At 27.7% G+C, this 20,514-nt stretch carries 18 protein-coding genes; 6 read left to right on the top strand and 12 right to left on the bottom strand.

What is annotated here, in order from left to right; genetic code table 11:
• Window positions 1-75: 75 nt before the first annotated feature.
• From KI686_RS13575 to kduI, 4 genes are all read right to left on the bottom strand, one after another.
• Window positions 76-4,272: a hybrid sensor histidine kinase/response regulator transcription factor gene (locus tag KI686_RS13575; RefSeq protein ID WP_237589865.1), complete on the bottom strand. Its 4,197-nt coding sequence runs from the start codon at window positions 4,270-4,272 to the stop codon at window positions 76-78.
• A gap of 298 nt (window positions 4,273-4,570) precedes the next feature.
• Window positions 4,571-5,725 carry a BT3233 family polysaccharide utilization protein gene (locus tag KI686_RS13570; protein ID WP_237589864.1) on the bottom strand — a complete coding sequence of 385 codons (1,155 nt, stop codon included), beginning with the start codon at window positions 5,723-5,725 and terminating at the stop codon, window positions 4,571-4,573.
• On the bottom strand, window positions 5,725-6,519 hold the full coding sequence (locus KI686_RS13565) for a gluconate 5-dehydrogenase (protein WP_237589863.1): 795 nt from the start codon (window positions 6,517-6,519) through the stop codon (window positions 5,725-5,727). The genes KI686_RS13570 and KI686_RS13565 overlap by 1 nt, the downstream gene beginning before the upstream one ends.
• A gap of 5 nt (window positions 6,520-6,524) precedes the next feature.
• A complete protein-coding gene (gene kduI / locus KI686_RS13560; protein ID WP_237589862.1) occupies window positions 6,525-7,364 on the bottom strand; it encodes a 5-dehydro-4-deoxy-D-glucuronate isomerase in 840 nt (279 codons plus the stop codon).
• Window positions 7,365-7,845: 481 nt separating this feature from the next.
• Between kduI and KI686_RS13555 the strand changes: the two genes are divergently transcribed.
• A complete protein-coding gene (locus KI686_RS13555) occupies window positions 7,846-8,346 on the top strand; it encodes an SMI1/KNR4 family protein (RefSeq protein ID WP_237589861.1) in 501 nt (166 codons plus the stop codon).
• Window positions 8,347-8,541: 195 nt separating this feature from the next.
• On the opposite strand, the gene KI686_RS13550 is transcribed toward KI686_RS13555, so the two are convergent.
• Window positions 8,542-9,417, bottom strand: coding sequence for a glycerophosphodiester phosphodiesterase (locus KI686_RS13550; RefSeq protein WP_237589860.1), 876 nt, complete (start codon window positions 9,415-9,417; stop codon window positions 8,542-8,544).
• Window positions 9,418-9,619: 202 nt separating this feature from the next.
• Between KI686_RS13550 and KI686_RS13545 the strand changes: the two genes are divergently transcribed.
• Both KI686_RS13545 and KI686_RS13540 read left to right on the top strand, forming a co-directional pair.
• A complete protein-coding gene (locus KI686_RS13545; RefSeq protein ID WP_237589859.1) occupies window positions 9,620-11,011 on the top strand; it encodes a purple acid phosphatase family protein in 1,392 nt (463 codons plus the stop codon).
• A gap of 36 nt (window positions 11,012-11,047) precedes the next feature.
• Window positions 11,048-11,938, top strand: coding sequence for a glycerophosphodiester phosphodiesterase family protein (locus tag KI686_RS13540; RefSeq protein ID WP_237589858.1), 891 nt, complete (start codon window positions 11,048-11,050; stop codon window positions 11,936-11,938).
• A gap of 43 nt (window positions 11,939-11,981) precedes the next feature.
• Here the strand turns inward: KI686_RS13540 and KI686_RS16795 are convergent, their stop codons facing one another.
• Together KI686_RS16795 and KI686_RS16790 are read right to left on the bottom strand one after the other, a co-directional pair.
• Complete coding sequence (locus KI686_RS16795) at window positions 11,982-12,125, bottom strand: YchJ family metal-binding protein (RefSeq protein WP_368735873.1); 144 nt, start codon at window positions 12,123-12,125, stop codon at window positions 11,982-11,984.
• A gap of 5 nt (window positions 12,126-12,130) precedes the next feature.
• Window positions 12,131-12,346 (bottom strand): YchJ family metal-binding protein, encoded by a 216-nt coding sequence (locus KI686_RS16790; protein WP_262914002.1) that lies wholly within the window; start codon window positions 12,344-12,346, stop codon window positions 12,131-12,133.
• Window positions 12,347-12,580: 234 nt separating this feature from the next.
• Between KI686_RS16790 and KI686_RS13530 the strand changes: the two genes are divergently transcribed.
• A complete protein-coding gene (locus tag KI686_RS13530; protein ID WP_237589857.1) occupies window positions 12,581-13,501 on the top strand; it encodes a glycerophosphodiester phosphodiesterase family protein in 921 nt (306 codons plus the stop codon).
• A 57-nt stretch (window positions 13,502-13,558) separates the two neighbouring features.
• On the opposite strand, the gene mnmE is transcribed toward KI686_RS13530, so the two are convergent.
• The 3 genes from mnmE to KI686_RS13515 all read right to left on the bottom strand — a co-directional run bounded on the left by mnmE (window position 13,559) and on the right by KI686_RS13515 (window position 16,480).
• Window positions 13,559-14,953, bottom strand: a complete 1,395-nt coding sequence (mnmE, locus tag KI686_RS13525; protein ID WP_237589856.1) for a tRNA uridine-5-carboxymethylaminomethyl(34) synthesis GTPase MnmE — start codon at window positions 14,951-14,953, stop codon at window positions 13,559-13,561.
• A gap of 95 nt (window positions 14,954-15,048) precedes the next feature.
• Window positions 15,049-15,927, bottom strand: coding sequence for a mechanosensitive ion channel family protein (locus KI686_RS13520; protein ID WP_237589855.1), 879 nt, complete (start codon window positions 15,925-15,927; stop codon window positions 15,049-15,051).
• 52 nt (window positions 15,928-15,979) lie between these two features.
• Window positions 15,980-16,480 (bottom strand): Dps family protein, encoded by a 501-nt coding sequence (locus tag KI686_RS13515; protein WP_237589854.1) that lies wholly within the window; start codon window positions 16,478-16,480, stop codon window positions 15,980-15,982.
• A 235-nt stretch (window positions 16,481-16,715) separates the two neighbouring features.
• On the opposite strand from KI686_RS13515, the gene KI686_RS13510 reads away from it, so the two are divergent.
• Window positions 16,716-17,054: a DUF4870 domain-containing protein gene (locus tag KI686_RS13510; protein ID WP_237589853.1), complete on the top strand. Its 339-nt coding sequence runs from the start codon at window positions 16,716-16,718 to the stop codon at window positions 17,052-17,054.
• A 195-nt stretch (window positions 17,055-17,249) separates the two neighbouring features.
• On the opposite strand, the gene KI686_RS13505 is transcribed toward KI686_RS13510, so the two are convergent.
• A complete protein-coding gene (locus tag KI686_RS13505) occupies window positions 17,250-17,681 on the bottom strand; it encodes a DUF4268 domain-containing protein (protein ID WP_237589852.1) in 432 nt (143 codons plus the stop codon).
• Between the two features lie 83 nt (window positions 17,682-17,764).
• Window positions 17,765-18,346, bottom strand: coding sequence for a MiaE family protein (locus KI686_RS13500; protein WP_237589851.1), 582 nt, complete (start codon window positions 18,344-18,346; stop codon window positions 17,765-17,767).
• A 331-nt stretch (window positions 18,347-18,677) separates the two neighbouring features.
• Between KI686_RS13500 and KI686_RS13495 the strand changes: the two genes are divergently transcribed.
• A complete protein-coding gene (locus KI686_RS13495; protein WP_237589850.1) occupies window positions 18,678-20,498 on the top strand; it encodes a cation:proton antiporter in 1,821 nt (606 codons plus the stop codon).
• The last annotated feature ends 16 nt before the right edge of the window (window positions 20,499-20,514 follow it).

Below are 20,514 nucleotides of genomic sequence, written 5' to 3'. Positions count from 1 at the left end.
TCTGTTACATTAAAAAAGGTTCATTAATTTAATAATGAACCTTTTTTACTTTAATTTGATAGTCTGATGTTTATTTTAATCATCGTTATTATTAGTATCAGTTTTATTTTCTATGTATTGTGTAGGTGTTTGATTGAATAATTCTTTAAATGTTTTGCTAAAATAAGCAGTAGAATTAAAACCACACATATGCGTAACCTCTTTTATAGAGTATTGCTTTTGTAATAATAACTCAGAAGCATGTTTTAATCTAATATTTCTAATATAACCACTAGGATTTAAGCCTGTTAAAGCGTTAATTTTTCTGTAAAATTGAGATTTACCAATACCTATTTCTTTTAATAAATGATCTTGTTTAAAATCGATATCACTTATGTTTTCTAAAATTACTTTTGTAACCTTGTCAAGAAAAACTTCATCAATATTAGTGGTAGTAACCTCATTTGCTAAGATAGAACCACCAATTTTAGAAAAACGATCTCTTAACCTTTTTTTAGTTTCAAGTAAATTATTTACTCTAGCTTTTAATAAACTTGTTACAAAAGGTTTAGAAATATATCCATCAGCACCATTATCATAACCGTTTATTTTGTCTTCATCTAAAGTTCTTGCAGTTAAAAGTAACACAGGAATATGACATGTTTCAAAATCTGTTTTTATCATTTTACACATTTCAAAACCATCCATTTTAGGCATCATTACATCACTTATTACAATGTCTGGATAATATTTTTTCGTCATTTTTAAACCAGAAGCTCCATTAGGAGCTTCTTTAATGATATAAGAATCTTTTAAATCGTTTGTTAAATGTCTCCTTAATTCTATGTTGTCTTCAACAATTAATACTGTAGGTAATTTTTTATCAGCAGAAGGTTTTTGTTCTTCAGTATTATTGTCTTTTAAAGAATCGTTAGAAATAAACATATCATATTCTACAGCTTTCATAGAGTTTATTAAAAATTCATTTTTAATATTTTCAACTTTTTCTGCTTTAGCTTTAATGTTTAATGGTAAACGTACAATAAATTTACTTCCTTTTTTTTGCTCGCTTTCTATAAAAATTTCTCCACCACATAACTCTACCAATCCTCTTGTAAAATTAAGCCCTATACCAGTACCAGCCTTTGTAATGTCTAAGTTATAAAAACGCGAAAAAACATTTTTAATTTGATGTTTATTAAGCCCCACTCCAGTATCTTCTACAATTATTTCTACATAATCAGTTAAATGTTCTTTCTTAAAAAATGAAAATTTAGATTTTGTTTTAACTTCTTTTATTTTATCAATAGATACTGTAATGCGTCCATCATTATTTGTAAACTTTATAGCATTAGAAATTAGATTAGTAATAATTTTTTCAACTTTATCAAAGTCAAACAATGTATTTATGGCATTAAAAGATGTTTTAAACTCGTAATGGATTTCTTTTTTTGCAGCTAAATCTTTAAAAAGGCAAAAAATTTCTCTACTAAAAGAAACAATATCACCTTTTTCGTACTGTAAAGGAGCCATACCAACATCCATTTTTCTATAATCTAGTAGCTGATTTACTAAATGTAAAAGTCTTCTAGCAGATCTTTGTATGGTAATAGCAGAGTTTTTTATTTCGTTGTCTGAGTGGAAATTAGATAATATTTTATCTGCAGGATTTAATATTAAAGTTAATGGTGTTCTAAACTCATGAGAAACATTAATAAAAAATTTAAGTTTCATTTGATCTAATTCGTGCTCTTGAGATTCTTTTACCTTACGTGTGTAATAATGTAAAATTATACCAAAAAATAATGATCCTACTAAGAAATATAGTAGATATGCCCACCAGGTTAACCACATAGGTGGTAATATTTTTATATTTATTTTAGTGATTTTAGCTTTATCCCATTGGCCATCAATAGAAGATTTTACTTCAAAAGTATAGTTACCAGCTTGTAAATTAGAATGGTTAACTACTCTGTTGTTTCCTATGTTAATAAAATCATTATCAATACCATCCATTTTATAAGCATATTGTATTTGCCCTGGATTTTCAAAATATAATGATAAGAACTCAAATGAAATATAGTTTTCATTGTAATGTAGTTCTAAATTTTTTGTTTCTGAAATAGTCTTTTTTAAGAGAACTCTTTTGTTGATAGAATCGCCAACTTTAACAAGTTTATTGTTTAATTTAAAAGCAGTTATTTTAGGTTGAAGTAATACCGGTTCTGGAGCATTAATATCGTTAGGGTTAAAAATATTAAATCCGTTTATACCTCCAATAATTATACGTCCATCTTTTGTTTTCTCTATAGATTTACTTTGAAACTCTGGTCCTTGTAAACCATCGTGAATATTGAAATTTTTAAATTTTTGTGTTTTAGAGTTTAAAAAAGACAAACCACCTTTGGTTGTAATCCAAAAATTATAATTATCATCTTCTACAATACCTACTACAAGATTGTTTGGCAATCCGTTTTGAGAAGTGTACGATTTTTTTAGTTTTAAATTGTTGTCTAGTTGATGAACACCACTATCGGTACCTATCCAAATATTTTTATTATGGTCTTCTGTAATGTAATTTATTCCGTTATTTTCTATTCCGTTACCTTTAATTTCTGTAAACTCTATATGTTTAGGTGTAAAATCTTCTAGTGTATTTAAATCGACCATATTTACACCTAAAGAAGTACCAATAAGTAACCTATTGTTAGAATCTATAAAAACACATAATATATTATTACTCGTTAAATTATTCTTTTTACCATAATTATTTTTATAATTTGTAAAATGATTATTCTTAGGGTTATACATGCTTAACCCTTCGGTTCTTAAGCCAAACCAGATTCTATTTTTATCATCTTCTACACCTGCCCAAACAGAGTTTTGACCAATTGATAAAGAATCATTATCACTATGTAAAAATTGTTTAATTTGATTGGTTTCTGGATTAAACCTGTTTAAGCCTCCATCTAAAGTACAAATCCAAATATATCCATCATGGCTTTCAAACGTGTAAAGAATTTTATTAGAACTTAAAGAATTTTTATTTTTAACATTATGTATGTCTTTTTTAAATTGATTGTTTTCTTCATCAAATAAATTTAAACCACCGTTATAAGAGCTAATCCAAATTCTTCCTTTATGATCTTGTAAAACAGATTGTACGGTTTTAGCACTTAATCCGTTATCATTATCTTGTTTGTAATAATAATGCCCAAAAGAATGTTTTGTAAGATCTAATTTGCTTACACCTTTATCATAACTACCAATCCAATAAATACCATTTTTATCTTGAAAAACTTTAGAAGGTTTATTATTAGGAAGAGAAAAAGGATCTGAAATTGTATTTTTAAGATGTTTTTCTATTTTAATATTTTCATCGTTTTTATTAAGTAAATACAAACCTTGACCTTCTGTAGGAACCCAAAATAAACCATCATTATCTTGAAAAATACTAAAAATAGGAGTATGATTTTCTGCTAAAGAAACATGACTAAATCGATTTCTTTCTCGATTCCATAAAATAAAATTATTTAAATCATTACCAATCCAAAAATCGCCATCTGCATCTATAAAAATTCTTTTAGGTATATGATTTAGTTCATATGGTTTTTTATGATCAATATAAACACGATTAAAGTTGTCTTTTAAAGGATTGTATTGGTTTAAATGTTTACCGTTTGTACCAATCCATATTTTATTATCATCATCTTTTAAAATTACATTAACTCCATTATTATCTATTGAGTTTAAATTAGATTGATCGTTTATATAGTAAGAAAAATGATAGTTTTTGGTGTTTACATTATCATCACCAAGTACAATTTTAATAGCGCCATTATTTGTTGCTACCCAAATTATATTGTTGATGCTATCGTATAATAAATCGTTAATATTTTTTTGAGAACTGTTAGATAAAGAAAGCTGTTTATAAAGGTTTATTTGAGAAAATTTATTGGTTCTTTTATTAAAAAAATTTAAACCATTGTTGGTTCCTATCCAAAGGTTCCCTTCATTATCTTCTTCTATTGCATTAATTCTATTATTACTTATAGATTCTGAATTACCCAAAACAGATCTAAAAATTTCGAACTCATAACCATTATATTTGTTTAGACCATCAATGGTACCAAACCACATAAAACCTTCTTTATCTTGAAAAATCTCTACACAGGTACTACTAGAAAGCCCGTCTATAGTATCGATGTTTTCAAATTTAAGGTTGTTAAATTGCCCAAATGTTACACTAGAAATTACACAAAAGAAGAAGAATATGTAGAGTTTTAAATTCATTTTAATTATTAATCTAAATAGTAAGTTTAGTTTTTATTTGCTTATCGATATAACTACCTTTTAGGTAGTTTAATAGAAGACGATATTACAAATAAATTTCTAGAATTCCTTCTTTTTCCACTAGTAAATTGTTAATATTATATACAATTTAGGTAATATACTTGTCTTGTAGTTTTTGGGTACAGTAATAGCAGTTTACTAAAGAATTCCGTTTTTCTTGTAAATAGATTCCGCCTAAGAGTTATTGTTTTTTAATAATTCTTAAACGGAATAAATTATGTGTTAAGTTTATAATTTTTTATAAAACTTCTAATGGATTATTTATTTTTTTAGAAAAATCTTCTAAATAATTTTCCCATTCTTTTTGTGTTGTAAACTGATTACTTTTTTTCCAACCAAAACCAGCATAATAAATTATTTTATTATTAATAACTTTTAAATGAGCAAAGTAATTACTTTGGTCTATTTTAGAAGTTAGGTATTTTTCTGAATTGATAAAATACTCATCTGTGGTTACAACACCTTGTCCTAATTCAGAATCATCAAACGGTTCCCAGTAACTAATCCAATTATCACTTGATGAAGTTTTACCGTCTTTTTTATGTAGAGTTAAACCTACAGAAATGTTGTTAGTACCTTTAACATCAATCTCAAAACGAGTTAAGTTTTGTCCGTAATCTAAAGAAATATGTTTTGTTTCTGTTATTTTTTTTCCGTTGGCATCCCAATTTGGATAAGTTAATACAAAACTTGTTCTAATAGGACCAGTTGTAATGGTTTTGTAAGAAGTAAAGTTTTTAGAAAAATAAAAAGAAGTATCAATTTTAACAGCAGTACCACCAACACCACGACTAGAACCAACATGAAAGTTATCTAAACCTTCGCCAGAATCTTTATGATAAGCACCAATATCTAACGAATTTTTCTTGTACCACTTATTAATAATAGGATATTCTACTCTTTTTAACCAAGCATCTATACCACTAGAAAGTGTACCACCAGGTAAAGAATCTTCTACCATTTTTTGAGCAACAGGCCCATAAGTTCTAAAGGCAACTCTATTGTTTTCCCAAGTATAATCGTCTGTTCTTTCTGGCACAAAACGAGAATAACAGTAAACAGGTACAGAATCTTTTTTAATATCTGTACTTGTTAAAATATACTCTTTAGATGAATTTGCCTTTATTTTAGGTTGAAAAATAATAATATCATTTTTACCATCTAAATCATTATCTATTACTTGAGATATTATTTCTTGATTTGTATTTTTATCAAGAATAATAAATGACGAATTTTCTTTTAATTGAACTGCAGAAATGTCTATTTCTACAGTTTCAAATTCTCTATCGAGATTTAAATTATTTTTAATTACAATATTAGAAATTGGTTTGTTTTCTTTATCACAAGACATAAAAACGGCAAGTGCAAAAGAAAGGAATATTATTTTTTTCATTATTCTTCGTTTGAGGGTTTACCAATAGTTGCTAAAATTCCACCATCTACATATAAAATATGTCCGTTTACAAAATCACTAGCTTTTGATGATAAGAAAATTGCAGCACCTGCCAAGTCATTAGGATCTCCCCATTTTTTTGCAGGCGTTCTGTTTACAATAAAATCGTTAAAAGGATGTCCATCAACTCTAATAGGTGCTGTTTGCGAAGTTGCAAAATAACCAGGGCCAATACCATTTATTTGTATATTAAAACGAGCCCATTCTGTAGCCATATTTTTAGTAAGCATTACTAAACCACCTTTTGCTGCAGCGTAAGCACCAACGGTATTTCTACCTAGCTCACTCATCATAGAACAAATATTAATGATTTTTCCTTCTTTTCTTTCCATCATGCCTTTTACAACGTGTTTAGAAACGATAAAAGGACTTACTAAATCTATATCTACAACCTGCTTAAAATCTGCTACTTCCATATCTACTAAAGGAGTTCTTTTAATTATTCCGGCATTGTTTACCAAAATATCTATAGAACCCACTTCTGTTTCTATTTTTTTAACAGCTTCTATTACTTGTTTTTCATCTGCCACATTAAATTTATATCCGTATGCAGTAATACCTTCTTTTTGATATTCTTTAATAGCATCATCAATTTTTTCTTGAGATGAATTTCCGTTTACAATAATAGTAGCACCTGCTTTTCCTAAACCCATTGCCATTGCCATTCCTAAACCATGTGTGGATCCTGTAACGAGAGCAATTTTTCCTTGTATGTTAAATAATGTTTGTGACATGTTTTTTATTTTAAATCGGTAATTTTAGCAACATCCATATCATTATAATCTAAATTTTCACCCGCCATTCCCCAAATAAAAGTATAGTTTGATGTTCCTGCTCCTGAGTGAATAGACCATGGTGGTGAAATTACTGCTTGATGATTGTTCATCCAAATATGACGAGTTTCTTGTGGTTGTCCCATAAAATGACATACGGCTTGGTCTTGTGGAATGTCTAAATAATAATAGATTTCCATTCTTCTATCATGTACATGCGCTGGCATTGTGTTCCAAACAGAACCTGTTTTTAATTCTGTCATTCCCATTTGTAATTGACAAGTTGTTACAATTCCGCCAATTATCATTTGGTTTACTGTTCTATGGTTTGCTGTTTCTAAACTTCCTAATTCAACTTTATTAGCAGCTTCTTTTGTAACATGTTTTGTAGGGTATGCTGTGTGAGCAGGAGAAGAGTTAATGTAAAATTTTGATGGGTTATCTTTATCATCACTCATAAAAAGAACTTCTTTAGCTCCTTTACCAATGTATAAAGCATCTTTATGATTCATTTTAAAAACTTCCCCATCAACAGAAATGGTTCCACTTGCTCCGGCATTTATAATACCCATTTCTCTTCTTTCTAAAAAGAAATCAGATTTTAAAGGATCTATAGTTTCTAATTTTAAAGGTTCTACAGGTACAGCTCCACCAACGATATAACGATCGTAATGAGTGTATGTAAATTTTACTTTTCCTGCTTCCATTAAATCAGGAATTAAAAATTCTTCTCTTAATTCTTCTGTATCGTATTTTTTTACAGTTTTAGGACTAGATGCGTAGCGGGTTGTATAACTTGTTTCCATAATTTTTAAATAGTAAATTTTATATAATTAAAAAATATAATTGTTAGGTTTTAAAATGTAAATCTAAAAATCAACCAAGTAGTTTTCTATAATTTATGTTCCATTTGTGTAAATTATAGCCCATTTTCCCTTATTTTAAAGGGCAAAAGACTATAACAGCAATTGGTTTTATGCTAATTGTTTTTTAGTGCTAAAAAGGGAACTATATTTTAAAATTAGTAATATTTAGAATACTAATAAAAAAGAACAATTTATAACTTGGCTAAAAAAAAAATGTAAATGATCTTAAATAAAGAAAAGCTTTGTATTATTTTTAGAACAGCTTAAGTATTAAAAAAGAATAAATTTAATATTAGTTATTAATAGTTGTGTACAATTGACAGCAGTGATTAAAAAACTAACTTTTGGAATTTTATTGAATCTAGTATTAATTGGAAAATGTGAGAATATGTTTTCACAAAAATCCTTTAAATCAATTGGAATGAAAGAAATTATTACTGAACTTTTTGAAAAATCTTTAACTACAAAAGACAATAATAATTTCACATCAGAACAGAAGAAAAATAAATGGATTGGAAACCCTCCTGCAACAAATGAAGAAATTAAAGAAACTGAATTAAGACTTGGAATTGAATTACCCAAAGACTATAAAGAATTCTTGAAAATCGCGAATGGTTTTCCAACTTATAATAATGCTGTTGAACCAAGTTTTGAAAAAGTATCTCAAATTCAGTTCTTGAAAAATTTCAACTCTGAAATAATTGAAATATGGAGAAAAGCAGGTAATGTAGAAGTAAGTAAGGAATTATTTAAAAGTATAATAATTGGAGGAAAAAATGAAGAACAGTGGTTTCTCATAATTCCTCCAACAAAGGAAAATGAAAGTTGGAAATATTGGAAATTTGCCAGTTGGATTCCTGGAGAAGAGGAATATCAAAATCTGACTGAATATTTTCTTGAAGTAACTGATGAAATAGAATAAAACTATACACAACACTGTATAAACTTTATTGCTGCTAAATTTTTCCTTCGGAAAAATACGCAGGCACAAAGTTGTTTAATAAATTGCTTACTTTTAGCATAACTAAAACGCAACAAATTTTATACGAGAAAGGATAAGTAAAAAAATCAAATAATTTTGTGTTGTATTCTGTTGTAGGATTATGGATTTATCTTATTATTTTATTTCAGAAAAAGCATCTAACATTTCAGCTAAATTATCCGTTAAAATAAAATCAACACCTAAATCTAGCAACTCTTGTATTTGCTCTTTTTTTTCAGAATGAAAATAGTTAATACGAATGCCCTTTAGTTTTAACTTTTTTAGATCACTTAGCATATTGTCATTATTTCTACTACTTTTTATTTGTAAAAAGGCAAAATTTTTCTCGATAGTTTTATTAATATAATCTGTACGAGAATCTAGGCGTTCCATATTACATATTTTAATATTAGAATTTATACTTAATACCCCTTTAGCAGCTTTTTTACCACAAGCAATTACAGATTGAAGAACTCTGTCTTCTGCAATTATCATTTTAGCAGTTTCTATTCCTATTTTTTTATTGCCTTTTAAATGGATGTTAAGCCAAATATTTTTTGGCATTATTTGTAGAACTTCTTTTAGTGTTGGTACTTTTTCATCAGTAAATTTTTTAGATTTCCATGATCCAGCATCTAATTCTTTAATTTCATTTAATGTTAATTCAGAAACTTTACCAGATCCATTAGTGGTTCTATCAACTGTATCATCATGCATAATAACAAGTTTCTTGTCTTTTGTTAATTGTACATCAAATTCAATCATTTGTACCCCTAAACGAATAGCTTCTTTAAAAGCTGTAATTGTATTTTCTGGATGTGTTTTATTAGCACCTCTATGAGCACAAATACCTTTTAAAGGTAGTTTATCTAATTGAGCAAAAACTGATAAATGAAAAAATAATAATGTAGAAAATAAAAGACTTTTATTAAATCGTTTATCACTTCTTATTTGTCTAGAAATAAATGTATGATTGTTGGGTACAAAAATTTTTTCAAAGACAAATTGCATGTTTAAGGGAGTTTGTTTAAGGTGTCAATACTATATAATTAATTTAATGTAGAGTTTAATTTAATGTAATGTGTAGTTTAAATAAATACGTTTTTTTTGTTAAAAATTGAAAAAACTAACGAATACTTAACTATTAATTGACAATAGGAAATAGGTTTTTATTATGCGATAAAATAATTTTGATATTATAAAAATATCTATAATGAAAATACAAAGGAGTTTAGTTTTTTTAGTAATAACAATAATGTTTGGTTCTTTATTACAAGCACAGCACACACATGAAGATGGTACAAAGCATACACATTATTCTGCTTACGATTCTATAGTTGCTCATAAATTAATATTTCCATCTAGTACACCAGATCGAGTTATAGCTAACCTTACAACAGATGCAGCACATAGTTTAGCTGTAAATTGGCGTACAGATCAACAAGTATCTAATGGTGTTGTAGAAATAGCTTTGGCAACAGATGGGCCAGAATTTTTATTAAGAGATGTAAGAAAAGTAAATGCAATATCCCAAAAATTTGAGAATCAAAATAGAAGAGAACCTCTTGTTAAAGCTACATATCATTCTGCTGTTGTAAATAATTTACAACCAAATACAATTTATGTATATAGAGTAGGTAATGGAGGTAAAGATAATGCTTATTGGAGTGAATGGTTGCAATATAAAACAGCTAATGTTGGAGAAGAAAAACCATTTAGTTTTATTTATTTTGGTGATGCTCAAAATAACGTAAAATCATTATGGTCTAGAGTTATTCGTAATTCTTATCGTCAATTTCCTCAAGTAGATTTTATGCTACATGCAGGTGATTTAATTAACGATAGAGATGCAAATTTAGAATGGGGAGAGTGGTTTTATGCAGGTAGTTTTATACATGCAACGGTACCAAGTATGATGACTCCTGGTAATCATGAATACAGAAAAGGTGTTTTATCCTCTTTATGGAGACCACAATTTACCTTGCCAGAAAACGGACCAATAGAATCTTTAAAAGAAACTTGTTTTGCGATAGATTATCAAGGAATGAAAATAATTTCTTTAGATAGCGAAGGATTTGATGAAAGTAAAAAAGCAAGAGACGCACAAGTAAAGTGGCTAGATTCTGTATTGCAATCAAACACAAAAAAATGGACTGTAATTACAACACATTACCCAGTATACTCTACTGCAAAAGGGCGTGATAACAAAGAATTAAGAGAAGCTATAAAGCCTTTAATAGATAAATATAAAGTTGATTTGGTTTTACAAGGTCATGATCATACGTATGCAAGAGGATTTCCTAAAAATGAAGGTAAAGGATTAACGGTTGTAGAAGATGCAGGTACTATATATGCAGTTTCTGTAAGTGGACCAAAAATGTACGAATCTAAAGATCAAGAATGGATGGTTAGAAGAGGTGAATATACTCAGCTTTTTCAAATTATAACAGTATCAAAAGATACTATTAAATATGGTGCTTATACACCTATTGGTACATTATATGATGCTTTTGAGATAACTAAAAAGGATGGTAAAAAAACGTTGATTAATAAAGTGCCAGACACAGCTATTAGATTAAAGAAAGATTTAGAAAAAGGCAACTAACTTAGACGTTTCAAATATTTTTTTAATCATTAAAGAATGAAAATTACAAAGTATATAATTGTTTTATTAGTTTTTATTTTAGAAATATCTTGTGTAAAAGAAAAAGAAGTTTCAGTTGCTAAACTACCTAAAACAGCAACTAATATAACAAAGACTTTAAATGAATTTAAAAATGCTAATTCTAAAAATGTTTTAGTAGCAGCTCATAGAGGAGCACATATGGGTAATTTTGAAAATTCTATAGCATCTACTTTAAAATCAATTGAATTAGGTGTAGATATTATAGAAGTTGATGTAAAAACTACCAAGGATGGTTACCTTGTATTAATGCATGATAATACAATAGATCGTACAACAACGGGCAGTGGAAAAGTAGAAGACTTAACCTTAGCCGAAATTAAAGCTTTTAAATTAAAAGCACCATATGGAAGAGTTAGTAAAGAATCTGTACCAACTTTTAAAGAATTTTTAAAGGTAGTAAAAGGTAAAATTATGGTTGATGTAGATATGAAAACTGATAATGTAGACGGGTTGGTAAAAGCGGTAAATAAATATGGAAATAAAGATGAGGTTTTTTATTTTGATAATGATTACCATCAATTAGACAGTATTAAAAGTTTAGATGAATCTGCACAATTAATGCCAAGAGCATATTCTTTACAAATGGCAGATTCTGCAATGGTAAAATTTGGTCCAAAAGTAATTCATATAGATTCTGATTTTAACACTAAAGAAACAGGCGATTTTTTAAAAGAAAATAATGCCAGAATTTGGATAAATACCTTAGGAGAAAAAGATGCAGAAATTCGTTATGGAAACGGAGAAAAAGTAATTGAAGAATTGATAAAGAATGGTGCTAATATAATTCAAACTGATGAACCAGAAATGTTATTAGAACTTTTAAGAAGTAAAGGATTACACCATTAAACTAACTTTTTAGAAGAAAGAATTTTATTGTTCCTATTTTAATTTATAAGGCATTTTTATACACCCAATAATTGTTTTCTTTTTCAAAAAAAGAATTTTCGTGTATTACATTCAAAGAGCCTTTTTCATAAAAATAAGCTTTAAACTCAACTGTATTTTTGGTAGATTGTAAAACATCTAATTTTATCCATTCTACAGATTTTGTCCAAGCAAGTATTTCATTTTTTTACGTTTAGAAGGTCTGGTTTTACTATGATGACTTTTTTGAAGATAATCTATATTAGCCATTACAAAAGCGCTATATCTAGACCTCATTAAAACTTCTGGTGTAGTTACAGAATGTATGTTTAAATGTGCTTTTTTGCAACAATCATCATATGATTTAGAAGGATTACAAGGACATTTCATTTTTCGTTTTTTATTTAGGGATATATTTTACTACTGTTAAAAACATTAGTTGTTTAAGTAATTAAAATTAACATCAATATTAATAAAGTTTTAAGTTAAGAATGTTAAAAAAGAAAATATTTTTTTTACAATTATTTAAAACTGAAAGAGATTAATATCTTTTTCTTTGTTGATGTTGTTATTAGGCTTTCAAATAAATGTACTTCTAATATTAACAACATAAAGGTAAAGATTATGAAACTAAATTTTTTAATATTAGCGTTATTAACTCTATTAATTTCTTGTAAAAAAGAAGCTAACAGAATAATAAATGATCAAGAAAAAGTTACATCAATAGAAGAATTATTAACTAATTTAGAAGACTCAACCAACAAAGATATTATTGTAGTTGCTCATAGAGGAGATTGGCGTAATGCTCCAGAAAATTCTTTACAAGCTATCCAAAACTGTATAGATATGGGAGTAGATATGGTAGAAATAGATGTTAGAGAAACTAAAGATGGGCAATTGGTGGTAATACATGATGTGAGTATAGATAGAACAACAAAAGCCAAAGGTTTAGTAAAAGATTGGACTTTATCAGATTTAAAAAAACTAAATTTAGTTGATGGGTTAGGTGTAGAAACAACGCATAAAATACCTACTTTAGAAGAAGTATTAAATTTATCAAAAGATAAAATATTAATCAATTTAGATAAAAGCTATGCTATTTTTGATAAATGTTATGCACTTTTAGAAAAAACAGGCACAATAAATCAAGTGATTATAAAAGGGAATAAAACAAGAGATGTTGTAGAAAAAGAATTTGGAGAGTATTTAGATAAAGTTCATTTTATGCCTATTGTTAGATTGCCAAACCCAAAAGCTAAAGAGATAATTGATGATTATTTAGACAATAAATTAGCCATCGCTTTTGAATTTACAATTCCAGAAGAAACAGAGTTGTTATCTTATTTTGATGATATTCGTGCTAAAGGAGCAAGTGTTTGGGTAAATGCTTTATGGAAACAGCACAATATTGGGCATGATGATGAAAAAGCAGTTTTAGATAATTCGGTTTACGATTGGTACATCAATAATAATGTAGATATTATACAAACTGACAGACCACAAGTGTTGTTAAACTACCTTAGAAAAAAAGGATATCATAAATAAGTTTTTTGTCTATTAATTCTTGCTATAGCTCTTAGCTTTATTTTAATAAAAACCAGATTATTTTCCGATACAAAAATTTCCAAATATGTGTCCAAGTATGTCTTTATCAATATCGTACTCTCCGGTGATGTTGCCAAGGTGACGTAAACATTCTCTAATATCAATAGAAAATAAATCAGTAGAAATTTCTAAATCGATACCTTCTTGAACAGAAGTAATGGCAATTAAAGCATTGTTTAAAGCCTCAAAATGACGAGAATTGGTCACAATCGTTTCATTATTACTTAAAGCACCAATATTAACTAAAGAAGTCAATTCGTTTTTTAGTTCTTCAATTCCAGTTTTATTTTTTGCAGAAAGCAAAATTAGATTCTCAATTTCTGATTGTAAAATTGCAGAATCATGGCAAGACAAAGTATCAATTTTATTAGCAATTACAAGCAAGCGTTTGTTAGGAAAACGTTTTTTTATGGTTTCTATTTCAGCCAAAAATTCCTCACTAGAGTAGGCGTACTTATTAGAATCGATTAAGAAAATAATTAATTGAGCATTTTCTGCTTTTTCATAAGCTTTTTTTATACCAATACTTTCTACAACATCTTCTGTTTCTCTAATTCCGGCAGTATCAATAAATCTAAAGGCAACACCATCAATAATAATTTCATCTTCTATAGCATCTCTAGTTGTACCTGCAATATCAGAAACAATGGCTTTTTCTTCATTTAAAAGTGTATTTAATAAAGTAGATTTACCAACATTAGGTTCTCCAATAATAGCAACCGGAATTCCGTTTTTCATGGCATTACCAAAAGAAAAACTATCAATTAAACGTTTTAAAACAAATGTAATTTTAGCTACTAATTCTTTAAATTTAGTTCTGTCTGCAAACTCAACATCTTCACCAGAAAAATCTAATTCAAGCTCAATTAAAGCGGCAAAATCTAATAATTTAGCACGTAAATCTTTTAGTTCATTTGCAATACCACCACGCATTTGTTGTATGGCAACTTGATGACTAGCAGCAGAATTAGAAGCGATAACATCTGCAACAGCTTCTGCTTGGCTTAAATCCATTTTACCATTTAAAAAAGCACGCATGGTAAATTCACCATTATCGGCCATTCTACAGCCATTTTGTAAAAACAACTGAATAATTTCTTGTTGAATAAAGCTAGAACCATGACAAGAAATTTCTACCACATTTTCTCCAGTATAAGAGTTTGGGTTTTTAAAAACGGACACTAAAACTTCATCTAAAAGAACATTATTTTGTACAATGTGTCCTAAATGTATGGTGTGTGTTTTTTGACTTTTAAGAGTTTTTCCTTTTTTAATCGATTTAAAAAAAGCATCAACAATATCAATAGATTTTTCACCAGAAAGTCTAATAACAGAAATAGCACCAACCCCAGCAGGCGTTGCCAAAGCAATAATAGTATCGTTTTTAATCATATTGCAAAAATACATAAAGATTTTATCCCAAAAGAAAAAGCTCAACATTTTACGTTGAGCTTCTTTTAAAAATTTATTGAAAGATAAAAATAAGATTAATTAGCAGAAATATTCTTTTTAGCAATATCGTTGTTTACATTTAATTTGTTTGTAAACTCTAAAGTTCTTATTGGGAACGGTATATTAATATCTTCTTTATCAAAAGCCTTTTTAATTTCTATAATGGCTTTACTTTTTCCTTTTAAACGTTCAAGAGCATTTTCAGATTCTATCCAAAATCGGCATAAAAAATTAATTGAACTATCACCAAACTCGGTAAAATAGAATTCAACACTTTTGTCAAATTGTTTTTGATCAAAATTATCTTGTATTGTTTGTCTTGTTAATTCTTCTACTCTTTCTAAATCTGCGCCATATTCTACACCACATTCTAAAGCAACTCTCATTTTTGTGGTTAAAGAATAGTTTTTAAATGGGCTTTCTAAAATGGTTTTATTAGGTATAACTACCATATTATTATCTGCTTCTTTAATAACAAAATAATTTAGGTTTATATCTATAACTTCACCTGCATAACCATTGGTTTCTACCCAATTACCTATATTTAAATTTTGTCTAAAAGATAATACAACACCAGATATAGTATTAGATAAAGTACCTTGTAAGGCCAAACCTATAACAATACCAGACACCCCAGCGGCAGATACAATTGCTTTTAAAGTATCATCAAACTTTAAAACCGTCATTGCAATATATAAACCTGTTAAAAAGATAATTGCAGAAGCAACCCTAGAAACTAGATTCCGTACAGATTCTTGTTTTATTTTATTACTTAAAGTTTTAGTAATAAAACTATTTATAGCTCTAGAAGCAAAGTATGCAATTACAACCACAACCATTGCAATAGCAAGGTTGGGTATGTTTTTTATAAAAATGTCTTTCCAATTTTGTAGTTTCTCTATTATTTTATCCATGATGATTTTTAAGTTTTATAAATGTTTATTTTCTTTTTTTTTAAAGAAATTACTATTTTACAAAACTGCTATTTAGTTCTTCTTTAGTATCTTTAGACCATGCACTTAACATCCATGTAGATTTTTCTAACTCTCTTATATAAGCACCAATTAAATCTATTGTACCTTCATCTTTTGCTTTTTCAGATCTATCTATAACTTTACTAAGTTGTTCTAATAATATTCTATGATCTTCAATAATTTCTGCCACCATTTCTTCATCGGTTAATAACGGGCTAGATTCTTTAATTTTAGAAACCTCTATATAATCAGATAGTTTACTAATAGGGTGGTATTTAAGAGTTACAATTCTCTCTGCAATTTCATCAATTTTAAGTCTAGTATCATTATACATATTTTCGAACTTATTATGTAAGTCAAAGAAGTTTTTTCCTAAAATATTCCAATGAAAATTTCTTAATTTTTGATAATACACATGATAGTCTGCTAGTAGTACATTTAATTCTGATACTACAGGTAAAATTTTTTGATTGTCTATATTCAAGTAATCCATATTGTTTTGGGTTTTAAATTATTATTGATACAAAGATATTTTTTAAGTAAAACAGTGCTTTGCTCATATAAATTAGATGTTAACCCATTTGGATGTTAATTAACCCATTTAACATTATTTATACTTTATATAAAGCTTAATGGCTTATTTTTAGATAAATATGAAGATTTTTTTATAAATTGTAACAAATAAAGAAAGTTGTCGTCAAATAAATAGAACCAAACTTAAATAATTTATGAAAGAAGATAAACAATTATTAGTACTAACACACTTAAGTCAATTATTAGATTTTGTAACAGGTATTGGTGGTTTTATTGTTCCATTAATTTTATGGCTAACTAAAAAAGACGAAGTTTTTGGAATGGATGAGCATGGTAAAGCAATTATAAATTTTAGAATATCTATGTTCATTTATATATTAATCTGTATTCCGCTAATTTTACTTTTAGGATTAGGAATATTAGGACTAATTGCAATCGGATTTTTCTATTTAATTTTTCCAATAATTAATGCAATTAAAGTAAGTAACAATCAAGAACCAAATTATCCGTTAAGCATAAAATTTATAAAGTAAAGAAAGAAGGAAAAGTGCATTAAAAATCGTTCATTTGTTTGAACGATTTTTTTTAGGGCGTTACCTTTCAGGTCAGACTTTCCACTATATCTTTTTTATTTGGTATTGCTACTAAGGCAGCAATACCAAATAAAAAAGGATGCCGTTTCAATCCTTAACGCAAACTTATTAATAAACAAATAGCAATAATAAGCGTTATATATTTTTTATAACATCTTCGTATTCGTAGAAAAAAAGCTCGAATTTTTCCATTGTTTCAACATAAAATTCAAAACAATCCCTCCAAGAATTTTTGTTGTAAATACTAAATTTTTTATCAAAAGGCACATAAATTCTATGAATAGATTTACCGCTTTCTAATAAGTAATCATCATCAAAAATAACTTCTGGTAATTCTGCTTCTAACAATGTTTTTAAAGAAAGCATTTGGTCGTAATAAAGTAAGTTAACCAATTCATCCGGATTTTCTATATCTAAACAAACCATAGCTTGTTTTCTTTCTCCAACAAATTTAAAAGAAAAACCTTTTATTTTGGTGTTATACAACAACCATTTTCTTGGAAAAGATTTTCCAAAACTTGTCCAAAATTCTTTACGTAAAAGTGCAGCTTCTTCTTTAGAGAACATTTTTTGTTTAAGTTTAAAAGATAAGGTTCTTAACTTACTAGATATCTAAGAGTAATTTTTTAATTATAATAACTAAGCAAAAACTATCCGTGAATTTTAGCAGTTTTTCCACGTTCACGCATCATTTCTGCTTCAAAAGCTAACAAAGCATTCCATTTTTCGTCAACAATTTCTCTGTCTTGGTATTTTCTGGCAAATTGTAAAAATGTGGTATAATGGTTCGCTTCAGAAATCATTAAATTTTTGTAGAATTTAGATAACTCTTCATCTTCCATGTTTTCAGAAAACACTTTAAACCGCTCGCAACTTCTAGCTTCTATTAAAGCAGCAATTAATAAACGTTGTATTAAAGCGTTTGTTCTATCTTTAGTTTTAGTAAAGAATTTTTGTAAACGAACAGCGTAATCATTTTTTTGTTCTCTACCTAAAACCATTCCACGTTTCACCATTAATAAATGTACCATTTTAAAATGCTGCATTTCTTCAATAGCAATATTGCTCATTTCTTTTACTAATTCTGTTTCTTCAGAATAATTTATGATAATAGAAACTGCATTAGAAGCTGCTTTTTGCTCTAAAAAAGCATGATCTGTTAATATTTGCTGTAAATTATCTTTTGCAATGTCTGCCCAAGAAGTTTCTGTTTCAAATTGTAAGCCTAACATTTATTGTCTTTTTTTTTGATTTCTACCTTAAAAGAAGAAGTTATTTTATGTTTATAAAGAATTATTAGTTCTTTAGAGAATACAAAATTAATTCATCTATTAAAAGATATCTAATTATTTCTCTTTTTTATTAGAAATAAAAGCATACTAGTTATTAAACTATAAAACTGTTAAGTCGTTTTTATGAAAAATTACCAAAAAAATAAGGTTTAAACTAATTAAGTAATATAAAAAATAAATAAAATTTATAAAATTGAAAAAAAATATAAATTTTATTTTGATGAGAGTTAAACATTCTTAAATTTACTTTTTAATAGATTTAATAAAAAATATGATAGAATTAGCTGGAATTATCATTTTAGGAATATTAGCACAATGGTTTGCTTGGAAATTTAAGATTCCTGCAATTTTACCTTTGATTTTAATAGGTCTATTAGTTGGTCCTATTGCAGCAGAGTTTTTAAGTGATGACGGATCTAAATGGATAGAACCTGTTTGGAATGGAGAAAAAGGACTTTTTCCTGGAGAAAGTTTGTATTATTTTGTGTCTCTTGCAATAAGTATTATTCTTTTTGAAGGTGGTTTAACACTTAAACGAAGCGAAATTAAAAATGTAGGTCCGGTAATTACAAAATTAATAACATTAGGTTCTACTATTACTTTTTTCGGAGCTGGTTTTGTAGCACATTATACGTTTGATTTAGGTTGGGAACTTTCTTTTCTTTTTGCAGGTTTAATAATAGTAACTGGGCCAACAGTAATAACACCAATTTTAAGAAACATACCTCTAAAAAAAGATATTTCTACTGTATTAAAATGGGAAGGAATTTTGATAGATCCAATAGGGGCTTTAGTTGCCGTATTGGTTTTTGAATTTATAAGTGTTGGTGGTGGTGGCGGTTTTACTAAAACAGCATTAATAGAGTTTGCAAAAATTTTACTTTTTGGTACTACTTTCGGGTTTACGTTTGCACATGCTTTAGCTTATGCAGTAAACAAAAAATTAATTCCACATTATCTATTAAATGTAGTTTCATTATCTGCTGTTTTATTGGTTTTTGTTTTATCAGAAATGTTTGCACATGAGTCTGGTTTATTAGCTGTTGTTGTAATGGGAATGGTTTTAGGTAACGGAAAATTAAGTAACCTAAAAGAGTTATTATACTTTAAAGAATCTTTAAGTGTTTTATTAATTTCTATACTGTTTATTTTATTAGCAGCAAATATTAATATAGAAGATTTGTTGTTGCTGTATACATGGAAAACAGCTGCTTTGTTTGCATCTGTAGTTTTTATAATAAGACCGTTGGCTGTTTTTGCAAGTACACGTAAATCTAAACTAAAATTTAATGAAAAGGTATTTATTAGTTGGGTTGGTCCACGTGGAATTGTGGCTGCAGGTATAGCTTCTTTATTTGGAAGTAAATTATTAAAGCAAGGTGTAGAAGGAGCAGAGTATATTACACCATTAGTATTTATGGTTGTTTTAGGTACAGTTTTATTAAATGCAACTACAGCCAGATTGTTTGCAAAAATGATTGGTGTATTTTTAAAAAAATCGGATGCTATTTTATTTGTAGGAGCTTCTTTTCCAGCAATATTAATTGCTAAGTATTTAAGAGATAAAGGAAAAAGAATTATTTTAATAGATTCTAATAGATTTTTTGTGCAAAATGCTCTTGATGAAGATTTAGAAGCTTTTGAAGTTGATATTTATGATGATGGGTTAACCAATAATATAGAGTTAAATGATGTTGGGTATTTAATAGCTTTATCTGGTAGTGATGCTGTTAATAAACATGCTTTAGTTACATTTTCTGATGTTTTTGGAGAGCAAGGATCTTATAAGTTAGCCTCATCAGAAGAAAGTGTAGATACTACTATAAAAGACAGATCTCGTTTTTTTACACCTTACGATGATTATATAAATTTAAGTGAAGCTTATAGAGAAAATCCTGAAATTAATGAGGTAAAAATAGCTGATGAAGAAGCTTATTCTAGAGCATTAAAAGTATTAGCTAAAGAAGAAAAATCTGTACCTTTATTTATAGAAAAGGGTAAAGGAATTTATTTAGTTGCAGAGTTTGAAAAAGCCGAACTGCCTAAAGAAAATTTAAAACTGTGTTATTTAGGTAAAGAGATAGAGTTTTAAAAGAAGAATAATTTTT

The organism is Polaribacter sargassicola (assembly GCF_021991835.1).
GTDB classification, from domain to species: domain Bacteria; phylum Bacteroidota; class Bacteroidia; order Flavobacteriales; family Flavobacteriaceae; genus Polaribacter; species Polaribacter sargassicola.
Note: the sequence above shows the minus strand (reverse complement) of the source record. Positions and strands in the feature narration are given on the sequence as shown.